We start from the raw sequence: 10,890 nt of genomic DNA on the forward strand, positions 1-10,890 counted from the left end.
CTCTCCGGCAATTTAAAGTAATTTGGCTTTAGTTTATCAGAAATCGTCTTCGCAACCGACCGCTCGCACTCACAAATAAGGAAATCTTAAGATTTCCTTTAAGATGTTTTACGAACTCCCCAGGCCCGGTACGTTATCTTGAAAATAGAGCAACGGACAAGAATTCTGCCTGGAGGGTTAACGATATGAAAACAAAGCTATACGTCCTGTACGGCGGCAAATCCGTCGAGCACGAAGTGTCATTAAAAACAGCGGTTACGGTTCTGCGTTCCATTGACGAAAGCCGCTTCGAGGCGTATCCCGTTTACATTACGCCAGACGGCTTGTGGTGCACGCCCGGACAACTTGCCGATAAGGAAGCGACGATCGAACGGTTGATTGCGCAGCCCGCGTTTTGCGACCCGGCACGGTCAATGGGAGAGATCCTGGCGGGCATCATGGCTCTGCCCGGTCCGAAAGTCGTTCTGCCGTTATTGCACGGCTCTAACGGAGAGGACGGCACGGTACAAGGCCTTCTGGAATTGCTGAACATTCCGTACGTCGGGAACGGCGTGCTATCGTCCGCGCTTACCTTGGACAAGGCGATGTCGAAGGAGATCTTGGCGAGAACCGGCATTCGACAGACGGAATATCGGGTGTGCCGATTCGAGGAGTGGAGATCGGATAAAGCAGCGATTCTGCATGAAGCCGAGAATTTTATCGGATATCCCTGCTACGTGAAGCCTGCCTCCCTCGGCTCCAGTATCGGCATCAGCAGGTGTACGAACCGAGGGGAACTCCTGGCGGGCATCGTCGAGGCCTTCTCCTACGATAAGAAGCTCGTCATCGAGCGCGAAGTGGACGGCAGGGAAATTCAAGTTGCCGTGCTCGGCAATGAACGGCCCCTAGCCTCATTGCCCGGAGAATTCATCCATGATCGCATATTCTTCGATTACGAATCCAAATACATGGACAAGCGGCTTACGATGTCGATTCCGGCCAAGCTGGCGGACGGCTTGACCTCGCGAATCCGCGAGCTGGCCATCCTGGCCTACCAAGCCCATGGCTGCGAGGGCCTCGCCCGCGTCGACTTCTTCCTTGACGGAGAAGGCGAATTGTTCCTTAACGAAATCAACGCTTTACCCGGCTTTACGAATTTCAGCATGTATCCGGTCATGTGGGAACGTACCGACGGAACGTCATATTCTGAGCTAATCGAGAAGCTGATCGGTCTTGCGGTCGCTCGTCACGAAGCCAAACAAACGATTCGCTATACGCGGTGAAAAAGGGGAGCGAGGTGGATGGAATGTTAAGCGACACGTGGGCGGAAATCAGCCTGGACCGTATGCGCGAGAATATGCGGAACATCCGCAAGTCGCTGCCGAATTCGGTCAAGGTGATGGCCGTCGTGAAGGCGAACGGCTATGGGCACGGCGACATGGAGTCGGCCGCGGCGGCCGAGCAAGCGGGGGCGGATTATTTGGCGGTCGCTTATCTGGAGGAAGCGGTTCGGCTGCGCGATGCCGGCATGAAGCTGCCGATTCTCGTCTTGACCCCCATTCGGCCGGAGCTGACGCCATTGGCGCTGAAGCTCGATTTGGCTCTAACCGTCACTAGCGCGAATTGGTTTGCCGAGACTCGTGCCTATAAGCCTTACTCTTCGGCGGGAAAGCTTCGCGTCCATGTGAAGCTGGATACGGGGCTCGGGCGGATCGGCATCCGGACGAGAAGGGAATGGGACGAGCTTGTTCCCTGGCTCAGAGCGGAGGATGTCGAGGTGGACGGCTTCTACACTCATTTCGCGACAGCAGGGCAAGCGGAAACTGCCTTCCTGGAGCGGCAGACCGCGCGTTTCGCCCGGATGATGGAATGGGGACGCTCATCCGGCTTGAGGATCCGGCATTATCATTGCGCGGGCAGCGCCGCGGCGCTACGGTTTCCCCATCTGGCGATGGATATGGTTCGGATCGGAGCGGCGATGTACGGTTTCTACCCGGAGCGGCTCGTTCGATCCGTCAAGCTGGAGCCGGCTTTAAGCCTGCATAGCCGTCTGATCCAAGTGAAAAGGCTGGCCAAAGGGGATTATCTCGGATACGACAATTCTTACCGGGCCGAGGAGGACGAATGGATCGGAACGGTACCGATCGGCTATGCCGACGGCTGGACGCAACGGATGCAAGGCACGGAGGTGCTGATCGAGGGTCAACGCGCCCCTATCGTGGGCAAAATCTGCATGGACCAGCTGATGGTCAAGCTTCCGGGACCGTGCGTAGAGGGTGCGCGGGTAACTTTGATCGGACACCAGGGGGAGCAGCGCATTACGTTTGCGGAGCTTGCCGCCCATATCGGAAGCGTGGCTCAGGAAATATCCGCTTCGCTTGGCGTCAGAGTGACAAGAATATATACCGATACCGAGGAGGTTCACGCGAAATGGGACGCCCAAATCAGAAGGAACGAAAACAAACAGGCAGTCATTTGACCTATTCCACGGTTCGAATGGCTCATTCCGAGATTCATCAAGGACACTTGGTCTTGATCAATCGCGAGCATCCCATTCGACAGACGATCTCTGCCGACCGTTTGCTGTCGCTTAGCTCGATTCCGGCTATCCATACGCTGCATGATGGAATGCTGCTGGAGGGTACCTGTTTACGGCAATTGGCCAGTCTGCTCGAGGCTAGCCGGGGGTTGAACGAGATTGTCGCCGTCAGCGGTTATCGGACCAAATTCGAGCAAGAGGAGATCTATCGGTCTTCATTAGCCGATAATGGCGCCGAATACACCGTACGCTATGTCGCATTGCCCGATCGGAGCGAGCATCAGACGGGGCTGGCCATCGACGTAGGCAAGCGGAACAAGGACGTGGATTTCATCGCGCCGGCATTTCCCGACAGCGGCGTCTATAAGCGCTTCAAGCAGCTTGCCGCCCGGTATGGATTTGTTCAGCGTTACAAGGATGGAAAGGAAGCTTTAACTCGAATTTCTTGCGAACCTTGGCATTTCCGTTATGTCGGTTATCCGCATGCCGAGATTATGGAACAGAACGACTGGTGCCTGGAAGAATATATCGATCGGCTTGAACGCTGCCCCTTCGACATAGAACATCTTATCTTCGAGGATGAGCGGTCATCCGCGGAAATTTACTTTGTAGCGGCGGATTCAGGGACTTCTACGACCATCCCCCTTGTCGAATGCGATCGATTCCACTTGTCGGGAAATAACCGAAACGGGTTCATTGTTACCGCATTTCTGGATAAAGGCAGTCGCGTTCATGTCTAAACCGAATTTTGGAGGGCTCGATTGGCTCAAATTCGTTGCCGCTCTCCTGGTGGTCGCGAATCATACCAGCCCTCTTCTCTCTTACAGCGCCGCTGCCGATTTTCTACTAAGCAATCTGCTTACTCGGATTGCCGTTCCCGTCTTTTTTATGACGACCGGTTTTTTAATGTTCCGCAAGCTGACCGGGGACCCGTTGACGGATCAGCAAGTGCTTCGCGGTTACCTGCTGAGAACCTGGAAGCTATATGCGACTGCCATTTTGCTGTATGTTCCGCTGAATCTGTATGCCGGTTATTTTTTCGATTCCTTCACGGCTTATTCGATGATCAAGGACATCGTGTTCGACGGCACTTTCTATCATTTGTGGTATTTGCCGGCGTTAATTGCAGGCCTATGCATAACGGTCTTCATGTATCGGACAATGTCTATGAAAGCCATGCTGGCTGCAACGGGTTTCTTGTACGTCGTGGGCCTGCTTGGGGATAGCTACTATGGAATCGTCCGAGACGCCGAAGGGATCGTCCGGGTGTATGAAGGCATGTTTACTGTGTTCGATTATTCTCGTAACGGTCTTTTCTATGCTCCTATATTTCTGGCTATCGGAGCTTGGGCGGCCAAACAGAGGCCTCCGGAGAGAACGCCTTTCGCCAATGCGGCTTTGTTCGCGGGTTCGCTCGGAATGATGGTCGCCGAAGGAACCCTCTTGCACACGGCAGGAATTCCGAGGCATGACAGCATGTATGTCTTCGCGCTTCCCGCCACTTACTTTCTGTTTCAATGGGCGCTTCAATGGAAGGTCCGGTCTAACGCAGCATTCAGAGAGTGGCGAGTATGGATCTATATCTTGCACCCGCTCGCTATCGTGCTCGTTCGCGGAGCGGCAAAGGCCTTGCAGCTGGAACGGCTGTTTATCTCGAACAGCCTGCTCCATTACGCCGCTGTATGCGCGGTGTCGATCGGCATGTCCTCCGTTACAGTATGGCTATTGGCGATTCGCCGAAATCGGCCGGCGCCGGTTAGTCCTATCATAATGGAGTAGAACTAGGGGCCGTCCATAAGTCAATGACTTATGGGACGGCCCCTTCTATCATTCCGCTAATTGGTTACTCCTCAGCCTTCGGGCAAATGGAACAATACGAGCGTTCGCCGTCCGTCAGGTAATAAAGACAGCATGTCTTGCGAATCCGGATCGGTTTCTCGGATTGGGGCAGCTTCACTTTAGGAGAATCGAACTTGATGAGCGGATTGGTTTTCTCCCCGAACAAGTCGCCTGGCGCCGACAGCAAGTAGTCGTAATCTTCCCGGATGCGCGCTTGAAGGACTGGATCGGAGGAATCGCCTATTCTTTGCTCATACAGCCAATAGACGTTGACCGCCGTATTCTCCCACAAGGTTGCGGCAGAGACTCGGTTAGCCTTCGAGAACGAGCGCCATAGCTTGGCAATGTTGCCGGCGAACAAGCTCCTTAGAACGTTGTCCCGCCAATCATGCCGATCGTCATTCGCAGCATCGCTTGTATGCCAATCGTTCAGGCGCAGTCCCGGCAGCCAGACTCCATCCTCTCTAAACCTGGATTCCACATGGCAGTTCTCGATAGATGCAGGCAAGCCTTTGTTATTCATCGTCATCGCGTACAGGACCGGCATTGCGGTCATGTAACTGTACCGCTTGGCGAACAACGACCCGCCCACGGTTCTTGAGGTCGTGCCGAACAGCCTGGATACCCTGTCGATATAGTCGATACATCCCGTCTCGTTCAGAAGCTCCGCCGCGGGTACGGAATGCGCCCTGTCCTCCGACTGTTCCGAAGTCAACCGAAATTCGGCGGTTAACGGTTCTAGCTCTTCTTCTGCGAACGACGATTGCAGTGCGTTCCGCATCTCGCTGCTCTCCTTTACAGGGCCGAGTTTATTGATGACGGTTGCGGTATAGAAGATAGATAAAAAACGGAGCTCCGATGCCCGACACGAACACGCCAGCCGGGATATCCAGCGGCAGAAAGGCGGTCCGCGCCAAGACATCCGCCAATGCCACTATCATGCTTCCGATCAAAGCCGACACGGGAACAAGATAACCGAACGAACGCCCGGCCAGCAATCTAGCCACATGGGGAGCGATGAGGCCGACAAAGCCGATTCCTCCCGCGAACGCAACAGCCGATCCGGAGAGCGCGACGCTAATCGCCAGCATTCCGAGACGAACCAGCTGAATCCTGACGCCTAAGCCGAGTGCCGACTCGTCGCCCAGTTCCATGGCATTGATCGATTTGGCGAAAAGAAGGGACAGCGGAATGAACGCGCCAACCCAAGGCAGTAGCGCAAAGACATCGCTCCATTTGGCCCCGTATACGCTCCCTACCATCCAAAGATAGGCGCGCATTGTCGAATATTCATCGTTAACGACGATCATCATCATGGTCAGCGCTCCCGTGCATGCCGCGATTCCGATTCCGACCAGCACCAGGCGGACGGGCGTAACGCCTTTGCGCCACGCCAACCCATAGATGAGCGCTGATACAGCTGCCGAGCCGGCAATCGCCGAGACGGGAAGCCACGCGATCCCCATACTCCCGGCCAGATAAGTTAGAAAGAATACGGCGGCGAAGGAGGCTCCGCCTGTCACGCCGATAATATCCGGAGAGCCCAGCTGATTTCGAACAATTCGCTGCATAATCAACCCAGACACGCCAAGCGCGGCGCCGGCCAGCATAGCCAGCAGCATGCGCGGAAGACGCAGCGTATAGAGGACGAAGCCGTATTCGCCGTTTCCTGCACCGACAAGGTGCTTGACCACTTTAAGCGGATTCAGCATCGAACTGCCGACCGACAGTCCGGCAATAAACAGGAGCACGCACAGGATGACCAGATAGGCGATCACCGTCAACGCTCTCTTTCTCAACCGGTTCATGTACGACCGGACCTCCTTCTTGCCATAAAGATGAAGAAGGGAGTTCCGATCAATGCCGTCATGACTCCGATCGGCATCTCCTGAGGCATAATGATAAATCTGGCCGCGATGTCCGCCAACAATAACAGAGTGCCGCCAAACGAAGCGCAAAAAGGAATAATCCATCGATAATCGGATCCTGCGAGACCTCGCGCGATATGCGGAACGACCAATCCGATAAAGCCGATGGAACCGCCAACCGATACGGATCCGCCGGCCAGCAGCACAATGACTCCGATCATGGCCGATTTGACCCAGATCGTGTTCTGGCCCAGTCCTTTCGCAACATCCTCGCCCGATGTCAAAATATTAACCGAATGGCTGAGCAGCATGGCGGATATCCATCCTCCGACCATAAAGGGCAGAATCGGAAGAAGCATATCGACGGATCTTCCGGCTACAGAGCCGGCCATCCAGAACAGCACGCTTTGCAGACTTTGTTCGCTCGTCACAAGGACGCCTTGAGTTAATGCTGCGAATAAGGCCGTAATCGCGGCTCCCGCCAGAACGTATTTCATAGGCGACATCCCGCCCCGCCCGGCCGATCCGAGCACATAAACCATCAGAGCGGCCGCTCCGGCCCCGGCAAAAGCGATCCACATGTAATGAACCAATGAGCTCACCGAGAAAAAGGAGGCCGCGACGACGATAAAAAAGATTGCTCCCGAGTTGATTCCGAACAAATCGGGCGAAGCCAGCGAATTCTTGGTTAACGCCTGAAGGAGTGCTCCCGCAATGGCCAGACTCGCTCCAATAACGGCGGCGATAAGCGCTCGTGAAAGACGGGATGTCGTGATGATGACATGATCCTGAACGGAAGCGTCATAATGGAAGATGGCTTCCCATACGGACCCCGGCTTGATCGGAGTCTGTCCGAAAGCCAGGCTTGCGACAAATGCGGCTGCAAAGACCAGCAGCGACAACGTCAAGCCTGCCCATCTGTATGCCTTCCGTTGTAGAAGAGACGTCATCCTTACTTCTCCAGTTCGAAATGTTCGTACAGCTGATCCAACATGAGCTGAGCGGACTTATAACCCCCGCCTAAATTCCATACGACTTCATCGATCAGATACACTTGATTTTCTTTAACGGCGTCCAAGCTCTTCCACAACGGGTGATTTGTCCATTCCTCGTAATTTTTCTTAACCGCTGCTTCCTCTCCGGGGTCTGACAGAAAGACGAAAAAGACATCTGCGTTCATGCTTGGAATGCTTTCTTTGTCGGTCAGCTTTACAACGACCGTTCCTTTATCCGCTTCTTCTTGTTGATACTCGGAGCGGACGAAGCCGAGCTCGTTCAGAATATCTCCGGCGTACCCCGTCACGTAAATTCGGGAGTGGTCAGCCCTGAAATTAAGCACCGATGCTTCGATCGGCCATTTGTCGCCTAGCTTCGCCGAAATCTTTTGTTTAAAATCGGCCACCCGCTGATCCCAATCGGCAAGAAGCTGTTCCCCTTCGGCTTCCTTATTCAGCGCTTTGCCCATCAGTTCTACCGTATCTTTGAATTTGAACACCGTCTCATGCGTAACCGTTGGAGCGATCTGGGACAGCTGCTCATAGATTTCCTCATGACGGACTTTGGAGGCGATAATTAAATCCGGATGCAGCTTCGCGATCTCCTCGAGGTTCGGCTGCGTCTCCTCGCCGACGAGCGGAACGCCCTCTAGATCCGCTTTTAAGTAGTCGTAAACCGGCTGCTGCGCCCACGATTCGACGATGCCGACGGGCTTGACTCCCAGGGCGACGGCAACGTCAGTCGCGCCTTGATAGAGCGTAACGATTCTTTGCGGAGTCCCCTTAATCGTAGTAGTGCCCATTGCATGCTTGATGACGCGTTCCTGATTCTCCTGCGACTCGGCATTGCTCCCGCTGCCTGCTTCGCTTTCGTTGCCGCCGGATGGTTGTTCTTGTTGGCTCTGTTGGTTCCCCTCTCCTTGCGACGAGTTTTGTCCGCAACTTGCGATAAGGAGCATAAACACGAATACAAACGCCAAAGCTGCTATACCCTTGCTTGATTTGAACACGATGACTTTCTCCCCTTCTATCTTGATGATAATGATTATCATTCCTAATAGATATTAAAGGGGTTACCTTTTGTTGTCAAGCATTTAACGTTCTGCGTTCCATTGAATCTGCTTGTCGAGGAAAAGAAAAAATCCACAACCTCACGCGGTTGTGGATTTGCATAAACAAAAAAACCTTGATATACCTTGATCTATGAGGGTTCCCCACCTGGTTCTTGTGTTGGCTTGAGGTTTCTTTGGATAGTTATTGACGATTTTCGTCAACAATCCGTCAACATCAAAAATCCGAATAAGCAGCGGCTTCAAAGCTTTCCGGACCGACCCGAGTCGCCACGGAGCTGTTAGAAAAGATAAATGCGGTATAAACAAGCTGATTGCTTGGAGGAGCGGGGACGTTGTAATCAGAACCCGTAACGGTAAAAGGTATGATAGTTGGCCCCGTTGGTGCCGTAGCTGGTACGCTAAAAATTGCAGAGTATACAGTCGGATCTGTTGATAATGTTCCTCTTACAATTTGGATAAAGTTAGTTGAGGGAGATGTTAAGCCGGCCGGATACGAAATGGTTACAGTAGCAGTAAACTGAACACGTATAATTCCGCCTGGATTCAAACATTGCAGCCCTACTTGACCAAATATTGTGGGAGTGGTAGGGGTCGCGGAGCTGATTGATGATTGAAAACTGGCATTTTGCGATGTTCTGGCATCTAGTAATCTTGCCATGAAAATGCACCTCCTTTTTGATAAACCTCATCCATTTTATGGAACAAAATAGAGACAAGGATTGTATGCTTGTATTATTTTTTATTATGCGGGGAGCAAAATGGATTGTTCTCTGGCATGTTCACAAAACCAAAAAAACCGTTCTCACTAGGGAACGGGTTACAATTCATTCCTGCTATCCGGATTTTTGATCCAACCGCTATATCACAATACCCCCTCGATGACTTGGAGGCTCTTCTTGGCTCGTCACAGCCTCCCTTAAGCTCGCTTGCACGACTTGAGACATACTCGCCACAAGTTAGATAAATTTGACCCCTCCAAAAACTTTCGTCAACAATCCGTCAACAACAGCTGATTTCTTCCCGTCCCCGTTTATCTGAATCGTGCAATAAAATCAAAAAAACTCCTTGCTGCACAAGGAGTTTCGGTGATTTACGTATGGAGCGGGTGATGGGAATCGAACCCACGCTATTAGCTTGGAAGGCTAAAGTTCTACCATTGAACTACACCCGCAAAAGCGATGCTATGCTTCGGTCTAATTCATAAATGGTCGGGACGACACGATTCGAACATGCGACCCCCTGGTCCCAAACCAGGTGCTCTACCAAGCTGAGCTACGTCCCGACAATATGAAGTTAAGTGGCGCGCCCTGAGAGATTCGAACTCCCGGCCTTCAGATTCGTAGTCTGACGCTCTATCCAGCTGAGCTAAGGGCGCATGGGATGGAGCGGAAAACGGGATTCGAACCCGCGACCTTCTCGTTGGCAACGAGATGCTCTACCACTGAGCTATTTCCGCGTATAAATGGTGCCGACTAGAGGACTTGAACCCCCAACCTACTGATTACAAGTCAGTTGCTCTACCAATTGAGCTAAATCGGCTTATTATCCATGACTTTTGATAAATGGCGGAGCCGACGGGATTCGAACCCGCGGTCTCCTGCGTGACAGGCAGGCATGTTAGGCCTCTACACCACGGCTCCGCGCGTGCCTCGGAATCGGTTCCCAAGGAAGTGTGTTGGTTGCGGGGGCAGGATTTGAACCTGCGGCCTTCGGGTTATGAGCCCGACGAGCTACCGGGCTGCTCCACCCCGCGTCGTTGTAAGGTATAAGGAAAATAGATGGTGGAGGCTGAGGGGATCGAACCCCCGACCCTCTGCTTGTAAGGCAGATGCTCTCCCAGCTGAGCTAAGCCTCCGAATAAATGGTGACCCGTAGGGGAATCGAACCCCTGTTACCTCCGTGAAAGGGAGGTGTCTTAACCGCTTGACCAACGGGCCACGCTGGCGGAGAAAGAGGGATTCGAACCCTCGAGACGCTTGTGACGCCTACACGATTTCCAATCGTGCTCCTTCGACCAAACTCGGACATCTCTCCATGTTGGCTCCCCGAACAGGACTCGAACCTGTGACAACTCGATTAACAGTCGAGTGCTCTACCAACTGAGCTATCAGGGAATATGTAATAAGTAGAACCGGCTTGGCAACTTCCTACTCTCCCAGGACCCTGCGGTCCAAGTACCATCGGCGTTAGAGGGCTTAACGGTCGTGTTCGAGATGGGTACGCGTGGAACCCCTCTGCCATCATCACCAAACCATGTTTAGGTGTCCAAGGCTTGCGCCTTGATAACCGGATACGAAACGAGTTAGCGTTCACGATTTAACGTAAAATTAGAATCTTCCTGCCTGTGTGGCTTATTAGGATAAGCCCTCGACCGATTAGTACTCGTCAGCTACACACATTGCTGTGCTTACACCCCGAGCCTATCAACCTCGTGTTCTCCAAGGGGTCTTACGAATTGGGAAATCTCATCTTGAGGCGGGCTTCGCGCTTAGATGCTTTCAGCGCTTATCCCTCCCGCACTTGGCTACCCAGCGATGCTCCTGGCGGAACAACTGGTACACCAGCGGTGCGTCCATCCCGGTCCTCTCGTACTAAGG

At 53.1% G+C, this 10,890-nt stretch carries 9 protein-coding genes, 11 tRNA genes and 2 rRNA genes; 4 read left to right on the forward strand and 18 right to left on the reverse strand.

The features are described 5' to 3' along the window. Window positions 1-185: 185 nt before the first annotated feature. The 4 genes from ELR57_RS27220 to ELR57_RS27235 are packed head-to-tail and all read left to right on the forward strand — an operon-like array spanning window position 186 to window position 4,297. Window positions 186-1,262: a D-alanine--D-alanine ligase family protein gene (locus ELR57_RS27220; protein WP_126963003.1), complete on the forward strand. Its 1,077-nt coding sequence runs from the start codon at window positions 186-188 to the stop codon at window positions 1,260-1,262. Window positions 1,263-1,285: 23 nt separating this feature from the next. Next, entirely contained in the window at window positions 1,286-2,458 is a 1,173-nt protein-coding gene (gene alr, locus ELR57_RS27225) for an alanine racemase (RefSeq protein ID WP_126963005.1), read from the forward strand. Continuing rightward, window positions 2,410-3,258, forward strand: coding sequence for a D-alanyl-D-alanine carboxypeptidase family protein (locus ELR57_RS27230; RefSeq protein ID WP_238162714.1), 849 nt, complete (start codon window positions 2,410-2,412; stop codon window positions 3,256-3,258). The genes alr and ELR57_RS27230 overlap by 49 nt, the downstream gene beginning before the upstream one ends. Further along, complete coding sequence (locus ELR57_RS27235; protein WP_126963007.1) at window positions 3,251-4,297, forward strand: acyltransferase family protein; 1,047 nt, start codon at window positions 3,251-3,253, stop codon at window positions 4,295-4,297. Before ELR57_RS27230 ends, ELR57_RS27235 begins: the two co-directional genes overlap by 8 nt. A 64-nt stretch (window positions 4,298-4,361) precedes the next feature. Here ELR57_RS27235 and ELR57_RS27240 read toward each other — a convergent pair whose 3' ends face one another. The 18 genes from ELR57_RS27240 to ELR57_RS27325 all read right to left on the reverse strand — a co-directional run. Next, complete coding sequence (locus ELR57_RS27240; protein ID WP_158630198.1) at window positions 4,362-5,138, reverse strand: IucA/IucC family C-terminal-domain containing protein; 777 nt, start codon at window positions 5,136-5,138, stop codon at window positions 4,362-4,364. 28 nt (window positions 5,139-5,166) lie between these two features. Beyond that, complete coding sequence (locus ELR57_RS27245) at window positions 5,167-6,165, reverse strand: FecCD family ABC transporter permease (RefSeq protein ID WP_126963009.1); 999 nt, start codon at window positions 6,163-6,165, stop codon at window positions 5,167-5,169. Beyond that, entirely contained in the window at window positions 6,162-7,175 is a 1,014-nt protein-coding gene (locus ELR57_RS27250; protein ID WP_126963011.1) for a FecCD family ABC transporter permease, read from the reverse strand. Before ELR57_RS27250 ends, ELR57_RS27245 begins: the two co-directional genes overlap by 4 nt. Window positions 7,176-7,177: 2 nt before the next feature. Next, window positions 7,178-8,179 carry an ABC transporter substrate-binding protein gene (locus tag ELR57_RS27255; RefSeq protein ID WP_126963018.1) on the reverse strand — a complete coding sequence of 334 codons (1,002 nt, stop codon included), beginning with the start codon at window positions 8,177-8,179 and terminating at the stop codon, window positions 7,178-7,180. Between the two features lie 328 nt (window positions 8,180-8,507). Further along, window positions 8,508-8,951 (reverse strand): hypothetical protein, encoded by a 444-nt coding sequence (locus tag ELR57_RS27260; protein WP_126963013.1) that lies wholly within the window; start codon window positions 8,949-8,951, stop codon window positions 8,508-8,510. 439 nt (window positions 8,952-9,390) lie between these two features. Further along, window positions 9,391-9,464, reverse strand: a tRNA-Gly gene (locus ELR57_RS27265). A gap of 34 nt (window positions 9,465-9,498) precedes the next feature. Then, window positions 9,499-9,575 (reverse strand) — tRNA-Pro (locus ELR57_RS27270). 16 nt (window positions 9,576-9,591) lie between these two features. Further along, window positions 9,592-9,668 (reverse strand) — tRNA-Arg (locus ELR57_RS27275). 6 nt (window positions 9,669-9,674) lie between these two features. Then, window positions 9,675-9,749: transfer RNA gene (locus ELR57_RS27280), tRNA-Gly, on the reverse strand. A gap of 7 nt (window positions 9,750-9,756) precedes the next feature. Next, a tRNA-Thr gene (locus ELR57_RS27285) sits at window positions 9,757-9,832 on the reverse strand. 24 nt (window positions 9,833-9,856) lie between these two features. After that, window positions 9,857-9,933: transfer RNA gene (locus ELR57_RS27290), tRNA-Asp, on the reverse strand. Window positions 9,934-9,969: 36 nt separating this feature from the next. After that, window positions 9,970-10,046 (reverse strand) — tRNA-Met (locus ELR57_RS27295). A 26-nt stretch (window positions 10,047-10,072) separates the two neighbouring features. Further along, window positions 10,073-10,148 (reverse strand) — tRNA-Val (locus ELR57_RS27300). A 7-nt stretch (window positions 10,149-10,155) separates the two neighbouring features. After that, a tRNA-Glu gene (locus ELR57_RS27305) sits at window positions 10,156-10,230 on the reverse strand. Between the two features lie 4 nt (window positions 10,231-10,234). Continuing rightward, window positions 10,235-10,327: transfer RNA gene (locus ELR57_RS27310), tRNA-Ser, on the reverse strand. A gap of 4 nt (window positions 10,328-10,331) precedes the next feature. Next, window positions 10,332-10,407: transfer RNA gene (locus tag ELR57_RS27315), tRNA-Asn, on the reverse strand. Between the two features lie 20 nt (window positions 10,408-10,427). Then, window positions 10,428-10,544 (reverse strand): 5S ribosomal RNA (gene rrf, locus ELR57_RS27320). A 104-nt stretch (window positions 10,545-10,648) separates the two neighbouring features. After that, window positions 10,649-10,890: ribosomal RNA gene (locus ELR57_RS27325) — 23S ribosomal RNA — on the reverse strand; the annotation flags it as partial.

Origin of the sequence: Cohnella sp. AR92 (assembly GCF_003990975.1) — a bacterium.
In the GTDB taxonomy this organism is placed as follows: Bacteria; Bacillota; Bacilli; order Paenibacillales; family Paenibacillaceae; genus Cohnella.